Source organism: Streptomyces sp. NPDC001315, assembly GCF_042896175.1.
Lineage (GTDB): Bacteria > Actinomycetota > Actinomycetes > Streptomycetales > Streptomycetaceae > Streptomyces.
The window spans coordinates 12,618-28,307 of sequence record NZ_JBIAWZ010000032.1 but is presented as its reverse complement, the minus strand read 5'-3'; the positions used below and the strand labels follow the sequence as shown (position 1 = coordinate 28,307).

The window sequence follows — 15,690 nt, the reverse complement described above, 5'->3', positions numbered from 1 at the left end:
CGTGCGGGCCTCAGGTCAGGCCCGCACGCTCGATGTTCGGGCTGCCGCCCGAGGATCCCGCGGTGCCGCGCCTGGCCTACGCGGGGCGGGCACACGCCGGCGGCGGGGGCCGGCGCCGCGGTCACCGTGGTGCCGCTGGCTCTGCTGCACCGGGTCGGCCTCGGCCGTCCCCGGGCGTCGTGCGGAGGGGGCGTCAGTCGCCGCCCAGATCGGCAAGGTGCAGCTGACCGCGAGATGTGATGCCGAGCTTCGGAAAGATCCGGCGGAGGTGTTCGCCGACGGTGCGGTGAGAGATGAAGAGCCGTGTGCCGATCTCACGGTTGCTCATGCCGGTGGCGGCCATTTTGGCTATCTGCAGTTCCTGCGGGGTGAGTCTGTCCAGCGTGTCACTCGTCGGTCGGCCGACTGCTTCGCCCGACGCACGAAGCGCAGCGCGGGCGTCCTCGCTCATCGCCTTGATACCCAGCGCGTCGAAGCTCTCCACGGCCGCCCGCAGCGGGCGCCGGGCGTCTGTGACGCGGCGTTGGCGCCGCAGCCACCTGCCGTGGGCCAATAGCAGCCGCGCTCGGTGAAACGGCCAGTGCGACAGTCGGCCGGCCAGCGCCTGCTCGTAGAGCGGCTCGGCGTGCTCGTCGGGGGCCACGAGAGGGCGGGCGTAGGCGGCCATGGCCTTCAGGTAGGGCGCGGTGGTCTTCTCGGCCAGGGCGTCGAGTTGGGCAAGATAATGCTGGGCTTCGCTGTCGCGGCCGGTGCGAGTCGCCGCCTCGATCAGGTCGGCGATCCCCCAGTAGCCCACGAACGGGTGATAGGTGACGTCGGACGGGTCCAGCGCCCTGGCCAGCTGTTCGAAGGCCTCGTTGTACTGATTGTTCGCCAGCGCGATGCGTCCGCGGGTGAACTGAACGAAGCTGAGAATGGACTGGGCACCGATCGACAGCAGCTCCGTTTCGGCCGCCAGAATGAGCTCTTTCGCGGTTTCGGATTCGCCGCGCTCACCGGCCAGAGTGGCCATGGCGAGGTCGGCGACGAGTGCCCAGCGCGGCCGGCCGGTGTCCCGGGACAGCCGTCTGGCCTCGTCAGCCGCCGATCTCGCAAGCCGGTGCTTGCCGAGGTGGATCGCCGCCCACGTCTGCGATGCCAGGGCCTCGCCGAGCAGCCCCAGCTGTCCTTGCCGGCGCAGGCTGTCGACGGCCGCGCACAGGTACGGCCAGGACAACTCGAACGCCCATATGGCCGTCAGCGCGGCACCCAGGGCGTGCTGTTCGACGGGTGGCACGGACTCCGGCCCTATACGGGCCACCTCGTTGATGATCGAGGCTGTCTCTCCGACTGGATCCGCGCTGGCGGCGATGGACAGGACCATAGGAAGGTCACTGTCGTCCCTCTGGAGACGCCGGGCTGTCCTGACGACCAGGCTGCGCGTCTCCTGGTCCGGGTTGCCGTACCAGCAGCCCGTGGACAAAGGACTCAGTGCCCTGAGCGCGAGCCTCGCGCCATCGCTCTCGACACCGGCCAACTCGTCCGCCACGGCGGCGAAGCCCCGTACCCGGTCCGGACCGAACCAGCTCTCCTCATTGAGCGCCTCCATCCACAAGGTGAGTCGCAGGCGTTCCCCTCCTTCGAGCTTCGCGGATTGCGCCTGGGCGAACTGCCGTCTTGCGACGGTGGCGTCGCCGAGCTCGAAGTTGATCTCCGCCGCGCGCAGCAGGAGGCGCCCCTGGTGCGTGTCCGGGGTGCTGAGCAGGGCTGCCTGGTGCAGCGCCTCAGCCGCGGCGCGCGGAGCGCCCCGCTGCAACGCCTTGGACGCGGCCGCTTCCAGGTCGAGCGCGACCTCGTCGTCCGGACCGGGGCTGGCGGCGGCACGGTGCCACGCCCGGCGTTCCTGGTGCCCTGCCAGCGCCGTTGCCAGCGCTGCGTGCCCTGCCAGTCGTCTCGATGGCGGGGCCGCGTTGTAGATGGCGGAGCGAATGAGGGGGTGCCGGAAGCGAACTCGGTGGCCGCTCAACTCGATCAGCCCCACCTTGATGGCAGGTGCCAGGGAATCGACCGAGAGAGATGTGCCGTCCAGGAGCTCTGCGCCCCGCAGGATCTCGGTGACATCGTCCTCGTCGTCAACCGCGGCGATCAGCAGGACGGTTCGGGCCGAATCCGGCAGCGACGAGGCACGGGACAGGAACGACTGCTCCAGGCGACGGGAGGTCGGCAGCCACGGTTTCAGGGTCTGCGGGACGTCTGCGTTTCCGCTGAGCGCCGCCGGAAGTTCGACCAGCGCCAGTGGGTTGCCGGCGGCTTCGGCGAGAAGACGGTCACGGACGGTCCGATCGAGACTCGGCGCACGTGCCGCGAGAAGCTGCGTCGCCGCGTCGTCGTCCAGCCTCTCCAGCTCGAGTTCCGGCAGGCCGACGTCGTTGAGCACGGTCTCATGCCCGTCGCGCACCGCCAGTACCATGACGACCCGCTCTGCCTCCAGCCGCCTGGCGACGAAGGCGAGAACCTCACTGCTCGGTCTGTCGATCCACTGCGCGTCGTCCACGACGAGGAGGACAGGGGATGTGTCGGCCATACCGCTGATCAGCTCGAGCGACGCGAGCCCGACCGAGAACATCTCGGGCGCCGGGCCGCCGGCCATCCCGAAGGCCGCGGCCAGCGCCTCACGCTGACGCGCCGGGAGGGAGGGGACGTGGTCGAGCAGGACCGGGTTGAGCAGTTGGTGCAGTCCGGCGAAGGGGACGGACGCCTCGGACTGCACGCCGAGCGCCGACAGTGCGCGGCAACCCCCGGCGACGGCAGCCTCCCGGGCCGCCTGGAGCAGGCTCGTCTTCCCGATGCCGGCTTCTCCGCGCAGCAGCAGGGCGCCGCCCTCCCCAGCGGAGCTTCGGGACATCAGCTCCGACAGCAGCCGAAGTTCGGCCTCACGCCCATACAGCATGTCCCCCAGCAGCTCCCGTCTCTTCCCGCGATGCCGGCCCAATAGGCGGCGCGACCGGGGCTGTCAGGACTTTCCGACCTTTACCTCTGCATGGACCAACCGAACACAGTGTCCAAAAGTTAGCATGTTTCTTCCAGGTCGTCAGGCGAGACAGCTTTATCTCGATGTCTGAGACGGCCTCTCGCCAGGGATGATGGCGACGACGGCGCGGCCCGGCAGGTGACCAGGGTGAGCGGCGCATGGCCGGAAAACACCCAGCGCTTGCCGACGAAAACAGAAAACGCACAGGCTTGGTATGTCTCCGAATGCAATTCCCGAAGCGGTACAGGTGATTCCGGGAAGAAAGAGGGTGGCGTGGAACGACCGTCGTCCTCCCACGCCACCATGACGCCGCGCCGACGCCTTCCGGATCAGGCCGCCGGAGCGAGGACCACGGTCGTGCCGTAGGCGCAGATCTCGGTGCCCGAGTCGTGGGCCGGCTCCGAGCTGCGCGCCGATGTGCCGGGAGCGCACGGTCATCCCGAACTCCTCGCCCATCTGTCAGTGGCTGCGCAGGCGCGGCGGCTGTGCGCCGGCGGACGACCGCGCTGCCGCGCATCTGGTCCGGCTCATCGACTCCTGGAGCACTCCGGCGGTAATCCTGGGTCCGCGGTTCGACATCCTGGCCGCCAACGGCGCGGCGAAAGCCTTGCTCTCTGCCATGGGCACTCGAAGAAACCTGCTCCGCTTCGTCTTCCTGGCCCCGGCGGCCCGGCGGTTCTACCGGGACTGGGAGGAGAACGCGCGGACCTGCCGGACCGCGGACCGGGCCTGGGCGGCGGACCGGGCCCGGACCAGGCCTGAGACGTCCGCCGTACGCCCCGCGTGTCACCGCCGTACGGCGTGCGCGTCACCGTTCGCATGCCGGGCCACGACCGGACGTCTCGGCTCCGGCCCGGTTCACCGGCGCCCGGTCGAAGGCCGCGGCGACGACCGCCAGCAGTTCGGCCGGCACGCCGCCCAGGGTCTCGGGCCCATGGGAGCCGGTGCCGGGCAGCAGTGCGATCGGCGCGAACTTCGCGGGTTCGTCGTCGAAGAGCTGCCGGGCGACGGTGTCGCCGACGATGATCTGCACCGGCAGCGCCGGGGCCGCGGTGACGAACCCGGTGAGGAAGCCCACCGGGTGGTAGCGGTCGCGCCGGCCGCGCAGCATGCCCACTGCCTGGACGCCGGCCACGACGAACCCGGCGACGATGTACGCGGCGAGGAGCATGTGCCAGAACTTCAACCAGAAGGCGCCGGTTGCAGAACACCTCCACGGGCCGTACGGCGACCACCTTGCCCTGCTCTACCGGGATGCCGCCGGGCTGGTGCATCCACACGTTGGCTGCGACCACCGAGGTCGTGCCGCCGATGCCGGCCGGCGAGACGGGAATCAGCCCTCGGAGCTGGGCGCGACCCGCACCTTGATGTTCTTCATCAGGGGCTGGTTGCTCTGGCGGCTGTAGTCGCCGACGGCGATCAGCACGTTCATCTCTGGCATGTATCCAGCGGCGCACCCCCTCGGCATGCTGTACTCGATCGCCCGGTAGCGCTTGAGGTACCGCTTGCTGCCGTCCCGGGCAGTGGCGGTGATGTCGACGAGGCTGTCGGGCTTGATGCCGCGGGCGCGCATGTCGTCGCCGTTCATCAGGATGAGGGTGCGCAGGTTGCTGATACCGCGGTAGCGGTCGTTGTCGGAGTAGATGGTGGTGTTCCACTGGTCATGGCTGCGCATGGTCTGCAGGATCAGCACGTCGTCCTGCGGGGGTGCCTCGGGCAGCGGCGCGGCGGAGAATTCCGCGCGGCCCGAGGGGGTGAGGAAGACCAGTTCGCGGGCGGGCTGCTTGATGCGAAAGCCCAGCGGCAGCCGCACCCGGCGGTTGAAGTCCTCGAATCCGTCGAGGACTTGGGCCATGGTGTCGCGGATACGGTCGTAGTCCTCGATGTATGACTCCCAAGGGGTCGCGCTGTTCGGGAGGGTGGCCCGTGCCATGCCCGCGATGATGGCAGGCTCGGAGAGCAGGTTCGGGGAGGCCGGTTTCTTCATGCCGACCGACAGGTGCACCATGCTCATGGAGTCCTCCACGGACACGGACTGCAGTCCGCGCCGCTGGTGGTCCTTCTCGGTGCGGCCGAGGCACGGCAGGATCAGCGCTTTCTTGCCGTGCACCAGGTGGCTGCGGTTGAGCTTGGTGCTCACCTGCACGGTCAGTTCGCAGTTCCGCAGGCCCTGGGAGGTGTACGCGGTGTCGGGCGCGGCCAGCACGAAGTTGCCGCCCATGCCGACGAAGACCTTCACCCGGCCCTGGTTCATGGCCTCGATGGCATCGACGGTGTCCATGCCGTGCTCGCGGGGCGGGTCGATGCGGCAGGCGTCGGCGAGCCGGTCCAGGAAGTCCGGCCGGGGCCGGTGGTCGATGCCGCAGGTACGGTTGCCCTGCACATTGCTGTGCCCGCGCACCGGGGAGGGACCGGCGCCCTCGCGGCCGAGGTTGCCGCGCAGCAGCAGGACGTTGACGATCTCGCGGACGGTGTCCACGCCGTGTTCGTGCTGGGTGAGGCCGAGGCACCAGCTGATCAGGGTGCGGTCGGAGCGGGAGTAGATCTCGGCGGCCTTGAGGATGTCGGCCCGGGTGAGGCCGGACTGCTCCTCCAGTTCCTCCCAGGGGGTGGCCTCGCACAGGGCGCGGTAGGCCTCGAAACCGTGCGTGTAGCGCTCGATGAACTCCTTGTCGAGCGCCTTGGGGTCGGTGCGGCTCTCCTCCAGGACCGCCTTGGCGATGCCGCGCAGCAGGGCCATGTCGCCGCCCGAGCGCACCTGGAGGTTGAGGGTGCTGGTGCGGGTGGCCTTGAACAGCGCCATGTCGGTGAACTCGTGCGGCACGATGGTGCTGGTCGCGGCGGCCTCGACAAGCGGGTTGACGTGCACGATCTGCGCGCCGCGGCGGTAGGCCTCGGCGAGCGCGGTCAGCATGCGGGGCGCGTTGGAGGCGGCGTTGACACCCATGACGAACAGGGCGTCGGCGGTCTCCCAGTCCTTGAGGTCGGCGGTTCCCTTGCCGGTGCCGAGCGCCGCCTGGAGGGCCCGCCCGGACGCCTCGTGGCACATGTTGGAGCAGTCCGGCAGGTTGTTGGTGCCGAACTCGCGGGCCATCAGCTGGTACAGGAACGTCGCCTCGTTGCTCAACCGGCCCGAGGTGTAGAAGGCGGCCTCGTCGGGGCCGGCGAGGGCACGCAGTTCGCAGCCGACCAGGTCGAAAGCGTCCTGCCAGGTGATCGGCACATACCGGTCGCTCGCGGCGTCGTACACCAACGGCTCGGTCAGCCGGCCCTGGTCCTCCAGCGCGAAGTCGGACCACTCGGACAGCTCGGAGACGGTGTGCCGGGCGAAGAAGTCGGCGCCGACCCGCTTGGACGTCATCTCCCAGGTGACGTGCTTGATGCCGTTCTCGCAGATGTCGAGCTTGAGGCCCTTGGTGTCGTCCGGCCAGGCGCAGCCCGGGCAGTCGAAACCGCCGTTCTCGTGGTTCATCCTGAGGATGGCCCGGGGCCCCTCGAACAGCGCCCGTTCCTTGATCAGCACCCGGCCGACGCTCTTGGCGGCGCCCCAGCCGGCGGCGGGGTGGTGATAGGGACGGTGGGACGGCTGCTTGTCGTCGGCCGGTCCATCGCCGCCGGTGGCCGAGCGGCCAACGGCGCCGTCCTGCGGGTTCGGCGTCGGGTCGACTTCGGATGCGGTCATGTCGTGCGCTCTCTCTGTGGAAGGGGACCGTGGCCCGGGAGGGATGACTCGGAGACGGGTGACGTAAAGCGACTCCCCACTCCCGCGTTCAAAGGAGCAGTCCGCCCCGGATGCCCGTCCCGGGGATGCGGCCCCGGCCCGCCGACACCAGGGCCTCGGCCGCCGCCCCGGCGAGGTAGCCGAGCGGGTCTACCTCGACGGAGCCGGCGGCGGCCAGGTGGGCACTGTCCAGAAGCAGGCCGAGCGGTGCGGAGTTGGCGGTGACGACGCTGGTGAAGACGCCGAGGGCGAGCAACCCGAAGGCGTTCGCCGCGCCGGCCGCGAGGGTCAGCAGGTGCCGGGGGTTCCGCTCCGGCCGGGCCGGCGGCCCTGGGTGGGCTCCGGTCCGGTGCTCACTTGGCGAGGAAGTCCAGCAGGGCCGTGTTGACTTCCTCGGGGTGGGTCCAGGCGATGTTGTGCGGGCCGCCCTCGACCGTGACGAACGTCAGGTCCTCGATCAGCCCGGGCAGCCGCTTGGCGGTGTTCTCGTACGGCAGGATCCGGTCCGCGTCCCCGTGCACCAGCAGCGTCGGCACATCGATCTTCGGCAGATCCTCACGGAAATCCGTCAGCCACGTGTCCACACACGCATACGCCGCCCACGCCGACGCCGCCACCGCCACATTGAAACTGTTCTGCCACGCCTGATCACTGATACGCGTCCCCGCGTACATGTCGACGTTGTAGAAATTGTCCAGGAAATCCTTGAAATACGCCGGACGATCCTTCAGAACCGCCGCCTTGATCCCCTCGAACACCGACGCGTCCACACCCTCCGGGTTGTCCTCCGTCTTCAGAAGGAACGGAGGAATCGCACCCAGCAGCGCCGCCCTCGACACCCGTTCCGAACCGTACCGGCCCAGATAACGCGTCACCTCACCCGTACCCATCGAGAACCCGACCAGCGCCACGTCCCGCAGGTCCAGATGCTCCAGCAGCACCTTCAGATCCGCCGCGAACGTGTCGTAGTCATAGCCCACCGTCGGCTGACTCGACTGGCCGAAGCCCCGCCGGTCATACGTGATCACCCGATATCCCGCCTCCAGCAGCACCCGCTCCTGCTTCTCCCACGAATGCCCGTTCAACGGATATCCGTGGATCAGCACTACCGGACGACCACTGCCATGGTCCTCGTAGTACAACTCGATCGAGCCGGAGTTCTCGTGTCCCACCGTAACGAACGACATGACACACACCTTTCGTGGATTGTCTGTGACTCAGCTTGATGTCATCCGGCCGCTCGCGCATCACATGAACGTGTGAGGAATGCTCCTGTCACGTGCGTCCGGTTCAGTCGTCGCCGAGGAAGTCCCTGAGGGTGGCTCAGTAGTCAGTGCGACTGGACCGGGATGACGGCACACACGGTGGTGCCCTCCCCCGACACATGCCGCACGCTGAGCGCCCCGTCCAGTACGGCCACCCGGTCGGCCATGGCCGCCAGAGGCTCCGAGTCCAGTCCCGCGTCGGGGGCGGCGCCGTCGTCCGCCACGGTGACCACCAGATCCAGGTCAAGGTCCGTCACCACCTGCACCCTGCTGGCCCGGGCTCCGTGCACCGCCCTGCCGAGCGCTTCCCGGACCAGGAAGTATGTGTGCATCTCCACCGTGTCCGGCAGCCGTTCCCGCAGGTTGCCGGAGATGCCGACGGGAACCGGCCACTGTCCCGCGAGCGCGGTGAGCGCGGCCGGGAGTCCGCGCAGTCGCAGCACGCCCGGATACAGCTCGGCCGTGACATCCCTGACGTGGCCCAGTGCCTCCTCGGCATCCCGGATCGCGCCGTCGAGCAGATCGGCCGCCGGGGAGGGGACAGGGCCGGCGCCCAGGTGCTCACGCGCCAGGTTCAGGCCGAGCAGCAACGAGGCCAGGCGTTCCTGGGCACCGTGCTGCAGCGAACCCGCGGCGCCGCGGTGCCGGCCGGTGTCGAGCCGTGCGGCGAGTGCCCGCAGTGATCCCGCCTCCTTGGGCTCCTGGGTGGCGGCGGGGGTGCCGACGCCCGCGCGGAAGACGTACACGGCGACGGCGCCCGGCCGGGTCAGGGGGATCACGGCCCACTCGACCGGCAGGAGGGTGCCGTCCGCGTGGGTGAGCGTGCCGCGCCGGTGGGAGGAGGCAAGCGGCGCCCACGCGAGGGGGTACTCGGCCGGTCTGCCTTCGGTGCCCAGCAGGTCGGCGGGACGCTTGTAGCCCATCAACTCGGCAGCCGGTGGATTGGCATAGGACACCCGGTGTTCGGCGTCCACCGCCCAGGCCGGCTGCTGAATGACGTCAAGGATATTTCCCAGCTCATCGGCGATTGACGTCATCGCGCTGCCCCTTCCCCTTGGGATTTCGAGAACGTGCCTCGATCACGGCCGCGACGGATCAGGCACGTCCCCCGCTGTCGGCCACACCCGCTGCCCGGCTGATTCGTCGTGCCCGGCTTCTTCGCCGCTGATGACACGACTGTCGCAGCCGGCGCCGACGTAAAGCATCCGTCATTTGACGTCAGTAAGAATCCGGCCAGGTCAGGGGCATGTCCCCGGCCATGCCAGAGCTGCGCGCAGGCCGGGCAGTCGGCGCGGGTCGCGGCGAGCAGCGCCTCGTGGAAGAGGAAGTAGTAGCTGATGAAGTCGTAGCCGTGCGCCTTGGACAGGGCCAGTCCCTCGGGAGGGCGGCGACCGCCTCGTCGGGCTCCACGGACGACTCGGCCAGGTGCCAGGCCCGGCGCTCGGTGTCACGGGTGAAGAAGTCGGCGAGCCTGCGGTGCACGCGTCGCCGTTCCACGTTCGTCGAGGACTCGACCACGGCCGACCGCACCAGCCGATGACGGAACAGGACACGGTTGGCGGTCCGGTCGATCTCGATCAGCTTCACGGCCTGTGCCGGGATGAGCGCGGAGTCCGTGGTGTCCGCGGTGACCGCGGTGACCGCGGTCGCGGTGCGCCGCAGCAGCCCCAGGTCGCCGCTGCCCTCCAGCGCTGCCAGCAGCAGGGCGTCCCGGGTGGGCTCGGGCAGCTGTGTGATGCGCGAGGCGAACAGCGCCTCGATGCCCTTGGTGAGTGGCAGCACTTCGGGGAGCGCCGCGCGGGCCGACAACTGGCTGGGGTCGAGCGCCTCGGCGAGTTCCAGCAGCGCGAGTGGGTTGCCCCTCGCTTCGGTGAGGATGCGCCGCCGCACCCGCAGCCCCATCTCGGGAAAGGCGCTGCGCAGCAGTTCGTCGGCGGCGGCGGCGTCGACCGGCGTCACATGCAGTGCGGGCAGGCCGCTGGGGTCGACGTGGCTGTCCTCGCCGGTCCGGGAGGCCGTGAGCAGTCCGATCCGGCTGCCTGCGAGGTGGTGCGCGAGATGTTCGAGGACGAGGGTGGTCGGCCGGTCGATCCAGGGCAGGTCGTCGACGACGAGCAGGAGCGGTCGCTGTTCGGCCTCGTGCCGCAGCACGTCCAGGCAGGCCTGGACGATCGCGGTGCGGTCAGGCACCCGGCCCGACAGCAGGCCCAGCGCCACCATCAGCGCGTTGCGCTCGTCCTCGGCGAGACGGGCGAAGCCCGGAGCGAGGGGCAGCAGCAGCTGGTTGAGCACCGCATAGCTGACGTCGGCTTCGAACTGCACGCCCGTGGCGCGGATGACCCGGGCCCCGGCGGCTTCCGCAGCGGCCACCGCCGCGTCCAGCAGAACGCTCTTGCCGACGCCCGCCTCCCCGCTCAGCAGCAGGACAGCGCCGTCCCGGCGGGCGCGGGAGAAGAAGGCGTCGAGCGCTTGCAGCTCCGCGTCACGGCCGAACAGCCGTGCCGGCGCCGCTTTCTGATCCAGCATGGAGTCCCCTGGCTCATGCAGCACCTAACGAAACTGCAGTTAGTTGACCTACTCACTACCATTGACTTAGTTCTCGGAGACACCAAAAAGGCGAGGGGCCGACCAGTGGGTCGGCCCCTCGCCCGGTGGTGCGCCGTGTCACGCGCCGGCCGGATGCACGCTCAGCAGATCCGCCAGGTCAATGCGGGTGAGGAACTCCCGGCGGATGCGGTCGGCAACCTTCGAGACCTCCTCGGAGCCGTCGTTCGCCGGGTCGATGTGGACGCGGTAGGGGCGCTCGCCCAAGGGCAGGGCCACGATGCGGGCGATCTCGTCGGAGACCAGCGAGGCCTCGGCGCCCTCCGGGGCAAGCGCGGCGAGCTTCTGCGAGACCTGCTGGAGCAGGCCTGGGTACTCAGTCTCGTACTCCGCCTCGACGGCACCGTCGGCCGGGTGGCCGGAGTGGGCGAAGTGGTTGGTGCCGCTGGTGAAGGAGCCGGGCACCACGATCGAGGTCTCCACACCCCAGCGGGCCAGCTCACCGGCGTAGCTGACCGCGAGGGAGTCCATCGCGGCCTTGGCGGCGAAGTACGGGGCGAGGTACGGCGGGGTGCCGCCCTTGACGCTGGAGCTGGAGACCCAGACGACCAGGCCGCGGCCGGCCTTCCGCAGGTGCGGCAGCACGGCACGGTTGACCCGCTGCGTGGAGAGCACGTTGATGTCGTAGAGCTGGGCGAACTGCTCCGGGGTGAAGGCCTCGGCGGGCCCGGTGACCATGTGGCCGGCATTGTGGATCACGACGTCGATACGGCCGTGCTCCTCGATCACCTGCTTGATCGCCGTGCCGACGGAGTCGTCGGAGTTGACGTCCAGTTCGATGGAGCGCAGGTCGACTCCGTGTTCCTTGGCGTAGTCGGCCGCGGCCTGCACCTGCGGCGCGTTGCGGCCGGCGGTCTCACGCATACCGGCGTAGACGGTGTTGCCGGCGTCCGCGAGGGCGCGGGCTGTGAGGGCGCCGAAGCCGCTGGAGGCACCGGTGATGACGACGATGTTGCTCATGGGAATCTCCTTGACCGCGAAGGCGGGTTGCTGAGGGAGTGAGGGTGGAAGAAGAGTGAGGATCGGCCGGGCCTGCGGGATCGGCGGGGTCGGCCGGGAGTTTCCATCGGGCGGGGCCGGGGGCCGGCAGGGTCGGAAGCCCGATGCCGGTGAGTGGGCCGCGGGGTTGCCGGCGGCCGGGCGAGGGTGCCGGCGTCGATCAGACCGGGTGGCCGGGTGCCGGCGTCGATCAGACCGGGTGGCCGGGTGCCGGCGAGTCTTGGCAGGTGGGTGGGTCGGCCAGTGGTTGGCCGACGAGTCCGGCGAGAGTGGCGCGGAGGGCCGGCGTCCGTCGGGCGAGGTGCCGGCGACTCAGCCGCGGGTGCCGTCCGTCAGGCGAGGGGGCCCTGCGATCAGATGATGCCGCCGTTGGCGTAGATGGTCTGGCCGTTGATCCAGCGCGCCGGACCGGCCAGGAAGACGATGGCCTCGGCAATGTCCTCGGGGGTGCCGATGCGCTCCAACGGGGCCGCCTTGGCGAGGTTGTCGAGCGCAGCCTGGTCCTTGCCCTCCAGGAACAGCGGGGTGGCGGTGGGGCCGGGCGAGACCGCGTTGACGGTGATGTCCTTGCCGCGCATCTCGCGGGCGAGCACCAGGGTCATCGCCTCGACCGCGCCCTTGCTCGCGGCGTAGGCCCCGTAGGTGGGGAACTGGAGCCGGGTGAGGGACGAGGAGACGTTGATCAGGGCGCCGCCGCGGCGCAGCCGCCGGGCCGCCTGCTGGGAGACGACGAAGGTGCCGCGGATGTTGGTGCGGTGCATGCGGTCCAGGTCGTCCAGGTTGAGCGTGGCGATCGGCGACAGGAGCATGATGCCCGCCGTGTTGATCACGACGTCGATGCCGCCGAACTCCGCCTCGGTGGCGTCGAAGGCCGCGGCCATGGCCTCCTCGTCGGCCACGTCGCCGCTGACGGCGATGGCCTTGCCACCCTGGGCCTTGATGGCCGCCACCGCTTCGTCCGCCTTGGCCTTGTTGCCCACGTAGTGCACGGCGACGGCGTAGCCGTCCTTCGCGAGGCGGTTGATCACGGCGAGGCCGATGCCGCCGGTGCCGCCGGTGACCAATGCGACGCGGGTGTTGGTGTCCGTCATGTTGACCAGTCCTTCGAGTGATGTGTCAGCTGCTCGGCACGCGGGCCGTGCTTCGTCATCGCCATTGACGCTTTGACGTGATCGACGATAACACGCAGTGCGAGCGATGCCAACGGAATTATGTGAGCATCGATAACAGCACCAAGGGGATCGGGAGGGGCCCAGTCCCTCGGTGCCCGGCCAAGTCTTCCGTGAGCACTTTCCACCCACCATCGGGCAGACCGGGGAGCAGGAATGTGGCCACCCACGCGCCGGCGTGGGGTTGGCCCAACAGTGGGGCGCCGGAAGCGGACACGCGTCAGAGTGCTTCGGGAGCGCAGGAAGCGGCCGAGTTGGGTGACGCTGTCCATGCGACCAGGCTCGGAGAGTCACCCGATGGAAAATATGCAGGGCAGACACACACATGGCGCTGGCCGTTAGTACGTCACCGTCGATGCTTATGTACAGGTACGTCACCTGCTATGACTCACGTCACTTACTTACGGTCCTTCAGAACCGCCGCCTTTGATCCCTCGAACGCCGAGTGTCCACACGGGCGTCGAGGACGGATGGCAAGATATCCAGGCGGAGCGTAGACATGACTGATGCTGATGTCATATGACTTCGCCTCGTGCACCATATTTACTCTCACCAGCTCAACCACCCACGGACTAGGATGCCGTCATGAGTGAAGCCCTGCGAGCAGTGCTCGGAGAAGACCAGGCCATTGTGCGCGAGGGTATCGCGACCATCCTGCGCAACGCCGGCATCACCGTGATCGCAGCGGTGGACAACGCGGTGGACCTGGTCCGCATCGCCAACGAGGAGCGCCCGGACGTCGTGATCACCGACATCCAGATGCCGCCCAACCTGGCCGCGGACGGCCTGCAGGCCGCGCAGGAGATCCGCAGCGCTCAGCCGAAGACCGCCGTCATCGTGCTCTCTCAGTTCCTCGACGCCTCCTACGCCCTGGACCTGGTCGGCGACGATCCCAGCGGGGTGGGCTATCTCCTCAAAGAGAAGGTCGCGAGCCCGCACGTCCTGATCGACGCCGTGCAGCGGGTGGTCGCCGGCGGATCGGCTCTGGACCCCGATGTGATCTCCACCCTCGTCGGGCGCAAGCGCAAGGAGGATCCGCTGGCGGCGCTGACGCCGAAGGAGCGGGAGGTCCTGGCCCTGATGGCCGAGGGGCACTCCAACGCCGGCATCGCCCGCAAGCTCGTGGTGACCGTGCCCGCGGTGGAACGCCATGTGACGGGGATCTTCATGAAACTCGGTCTCAGCCAGGCGACGTCCGACCAGCATCGTCGGGTGCTGGCCGTGCTGCGCTACCTCAAGCAGTAGGACCCCGGCAGCTGCTCGGGCCGCCTGAACCGGGGCTCAGGCGGTCGGGCCGAAGATCGCCTTGAGGTCGGCGTCGAACAGCCGGTCCTTGGCGATGAAGGACTCGATTCCCGCCTGCCGCAGTTCGTCCGCGGACCAGAACGACTGCTCGGTGGAGGTCAGCACGATCCGCGGCGGCTGTTGTTCCACGCGCAGCATGCGGGCGACGGCCACCCCGTCGTGATCGGGCAGATGCAGATCCAGCAGAAGACCGTCCGGTCGATGTTCGCGTACCGCCGCCAGGGCCGAAACACCGTCCTCCGACTCGGCGACGACGTGCATACCGCGCGCCGTCAGCAGCGTCTTCGCCATGCGCCGGAAGCCAGGGTCATCGTCGACGACCACGATGTTGACGGACATGCCATTCAGGATGCCCGGTTCGCGCGGCCTGGACCATAGGGGCTGCCCCACGGTTTGCGGTTCATTCCAGTACGGGAATCTCCGCGCGCACCGACGTGCCCCGGCCCGGCGGCGATTCGATGACGACAACACCGTCAAAGGCGCTCACCCGGTCGCCGAGGCCGGTGAGGCCACTGCCGCCGGCGTCCTGGGCCACGCCTCCGATTCCGTCGTCGGTGACCTCGATGCGCAGGGCCTCCTTCAGCTCGATCGCTATCCGGATGTGCGAGCCGTTCGCGTGTTTCACCGCGTTGGTCAGTGCCTCCGCGATCACGAAGTACGCGTTCGACTCGACCTCGGCCGGCAGCCGGTGTGGGTACTCCCCCGCCACGGTCGTCGGCACCGCGCAGCGCTCGGCCAGCGACTCCACCGCCGCCATCAGCCCCTTGGCCTGGAGTACGGAGGGGTAGACGCCGTAGGCCAGCTCGCGCAGCTCGTCGATCGCGAGCTGGGCGTCGGTGATGGCCTGGTCGAGGAGGGCCCCGGCGTCGGCGGCGGAGTCCGGCAGCAGGTCGCGGGTCAGGCGCAGTCCGATCAGCAGGCTGACCAGCCGTTGCTGTGCGCCGTCGTGCAGATCGCGTGCCGTCTGCCGGCGCACCGACTCGATGCTCTGCATGATCCGCCGCTGCGCGGCACGTGACTCGTCGGCGCGGATGCGTGCCGCGTCCCGCTCCCGGCGGGCGCGCTCCAGTTCGCGGTTCTCAGTCGCGTCGAAGAAGGAGTAGACGACCCCCCGTCCTTCCGGCAGATCGATGGGGGCGGCCCACCAGGAGGCGGGGAAGAAGGAGCCGTCACGCCGCTTGAACCACTCGTCGTTGCCATGTGCCGGCACCCCCGTGGTCGCCGGCTGGAGCATCGGGCACTCGGAGGCGGGGAAGGGGGTGCCGTCCGGACGGTAGGGGTGCAGGGTCTCATGGCTGGACAGGCCCACCAGTTCCTCGGCGTCGTCATAGCCGAGCGCCGCCACCCCCGCCGGATTGGTGTAGAGGATGCGCCCCCGGTGATCGACGACCCAGACGACCTGCGAGACGCTGTCCAGGATGGCGGGCAGGACCATGCGGATCGATTGCACTCTGGAACTCCTCTACTCAACCGCCGCGGACTTTCAGGACACACAGCGACGACCGGTTCGAGACCAGGCCGCACCGTCCTGGGCCGCCCGGCATCTGCTTCTCCTGGTACCGGCGGCTCGGCTCAGGGCAGGATGGCGTCGACGTAACCGCCGTCGTCGTCTACCTC

The 15,690-nt window shown here is 69.2% G+C and carries 12 protein-coding genes and 1 pseudogene; 2 read left to right on the top strand and 11 right to left on the bottom strand.

All coding sequences use genetic code 11. From position 1 onward, the window contains the following. Nucleotides 1–193: 193 nt before the first annotated feature. Complete coding sequence (locus ACFY16_RS40455) at nt 194–2,884, bottom strand: ATP-binding protein (RefSeq protein WP_390652282.1); 2,691 nt, start codon at nt 2,882–2,884, stop codon at nt 194–196. A 541-nt stretch (nt 2,885–3,425) separates the two neighbouring features. Between ACFY16_RS40455 and ACFY16_RS40450 the strand changes: the two are divergent. Beyond that, nucleotides 3,426–3,743: pseudogene (locus tag ACFY16_RS40450) on the top strand (hypothetical protein); the annotation flags it as partial. A 75-nt stretch (nt 3,744–3,818) separates the two neighbouring features. Here the strand turns inward: ACFY16_RS40450 and ACFY16_RS40445 are convergent. The 8 genes from ACFY16_RS40445 to ACFY16_RS40410 all read right to left on the bottom strand — a co-directional run bounded on the left by ACFY16_RS40445 (nt 3,819) and on the right by ACFY16_RS40410 (nt 12,690). Beyond that, nucleotides 3,819–4,181, bottom strand: a complete 363-nt coding sequence (locus tag ACFY16_RS40445; protein WP_390652240.1) for a cytochrome ubiquinol oxidase subunit I — start codon at nt 4,179–4,181, stop codon at nt 3,819–3,821. A gap of 162 nt (nt 4,182–4,343) precedes the next feature. Further along, the gene (locus ACFY16_RS40440) at nt 4,344–6,692 is read right to left on the bottom strand and encodes an FdhF/YdeP family oxidoreductase (RefSeq protein WP_390652239.1); all 2,349 of its coding nucleotides are present in this window, start codon (nt 6,690–6,692) and stop codon (nt 4,344–4,346) included. Nucleotides 6,693–6,780: 88 nt separating this feature from the next. After that, nucleotides 6,781–6,987 carry a hypothetical protein gene (locus ACFY16_RS40435; RefSeq protein WP_390652238.1) on the bottom strand — a complete coding sequence of 69 codons (207 nt, stop codon included), beginning with the start codon at nt 6,985–6,987 and terminating at the stop codon, nt 6,781–6,783. A gap of 97 nt (nt 6,988–7,084) precedes the next feature. Beyond that, on the bottom strand, nt 7,085–7,918 hold the full coding sequence (locus ACFY16_RS40430; RefSeq protein WP_390652281.1) for an alpha/beta fold hydrolase: 834 nt from the start codon (nt 7,916–7,918) through the stop codon (nt 7,085–7,087). A gap of 143 nt (nt 7,919–8,061) precedes the next feature. Next, on the bottom strand, nt 8,062–9,033 hold the full coding sequence (locus ACFY16_RS40425; protein ID WP_390652237.1) for a histidine kinase: 972 nt from the start codon (nt 9,031–9,033) through the stop codon (nt 8,062–8,064). A 181-nt stretch (nt 9,034–9,214) separates the two neighbouring features. Further along, nucleotides 9,215–10,522 (bottom strand): AAA family ATPase, encoded by a 1,308-nt coding sequence (locus tag ACFY16_RS40420; protein WP_390652236.1) that lies wholly within the window; start codon nt 10,520–10,522, stop codon nt 9,215–9,217. A 138-nt stretch (nt 10,523–10,660) separates the two neighbouring features. After that, nucleotides 10,661–11,560: an SDR family oxidoreductase gene (locus tag ACFY16_RS40415; protein WP_390652235.1), complete on the bottom strand. Its 900-nt coding sequence runs from the start codon at nt 11,558–11,560 to the stop codon at nt 10,661–10,663. A gap of 392 nt (nt 11,561–11,952) precedes the next feature. Further along, a complete protein-coding gene (locus ACFY16_RS40410) occupies nt 11,953–12,690 on the bottom strand; it encodes an SDR family oxidoreductase (RefSeq protein ID WP_390652234.1) in 738 nt (245 codons plus the stop codon). Nucleotides 12,691–13,353: 663 nt separating this feature from the next. Between ACFY16_RS40410 and ACFY16_RS40405 the strand changes: the two genes are divergently transcribed. After that, the gene (locus tag ACFY16_RS40405; protein WP_390652233.1) at nt 13,354–14,013 is read left to right on the top strand and encodes a response regulator; all 660 of its coding nucleotides are present in this window, start codon (nt 13,354–13,356) and stop codon (nt 14,011–14,013) included. A 36-nt stretch (nt 14,014–14,049) separates the two neighbouring features. On the opposite strand, the gene ACFY16_RS40400 is transcribed toward ACFY16_RS40405, so the two are convergent. Further along, nucleotides 14,050–14,412: a response regulator gene (locus ACFY16_RS40400; protein WP_390652232.1), complete on the bottom strand. Its 363-nt coding sequence runs from the start codon at nt 14,410–14,412 to the stop codon at nt 14,050–14,052. Between the two features lie 61 nt (nt 14,413–14,473). Continuing rightward, complete coding sequence (locus tag ACFY16_RS40395) at nt 14,474–15,523, bottom strand: PAS domain S-box protein (protein WP_390652231.1); 1,050 nt, start codon at nt 15,521–15,523, stop codon at nt 14,474–14,476. Nucleotides 15,524–15,690 lie beyond the last annotated feature (167 nt).

Excerpts from the sequence above, each read along its gene's own strand:
- ACFY16_RS40455 (WP_390652282.1), bottom strand. The coding sequence starts at position 2,884 with ATGTCCCGAAGCTCCGCTGGGGAGGGCGGCGCCCTGCTGCTGCGCGGA.
- ACFY16_RS40445 (WP_390652240.1), bottom strand. The coding sequence starts at position 4,181 with ATGCTCCTCGCCGCGTACATCGTCGCCGGGTTCGTCGTGGCCGGCGTC.
- ACFY16_RS40440 (WP_390652239.1), bottom strand. The coding sequence starts at position 6,692 with ATGACCGCATCCGAAGTCGACCCGACGCCGAACCCGCAGGACGGCGCC.
- ACFY16_RS40430 (WP_390652281.1), bottom strand. The coding sequence starts at position 7,918 with ATGTCGTTCGTTACGGTGGGACACGAGAACTCCGGCTCGATCGAGTTG.
- ACFY16_RS40425 (WP_390652237.1), bottom strand. The coding sequence starts at position 9,033 with ATGACGTCAATCGCCGATGAGCTGGGAAATATCCTTGACGTCATTCAG.
- ACFY16_RS40420 (WP_390652236.1), bottom strand. The coding sequence starts at position 10,522 with ATGCTGGATCAGAAAGCGGCGCCGGCACGGCTGTTCGGCCGTGACGCG.
- ACFY16_RS40415 (WP_390652235.1), bottom strand. The coding sequence starts at position 11,560 with ATGAGCAACATCGTCGTCATCACCGGTGCCTCCAGCGGCTTCGGCGCC.
- ACFY16_RS40410 (WP_390652234.1), bottom strand. The coding sequence starts at position 12,690 with ATGACGGACACCAACACCCGCGTCGCATTGGTCACCGGCGGCACCGGC.
- ACFY16_RS40405 (WP_390652233.1), top strand. The coding sequence starts at position 13,354 with ATGAGTGAAGCCCTGCGAGCAGTGCTCGGAGAAGACCAGGCCATTGTG.
- ACFY16_RS40400 (WP_390652232.1), bottom strand. The coding sequence starts at position 14,412 with ATGTCCGTCAACATCGTGGTCGTCGACGATGACCCTGGCTTCCGGCGC.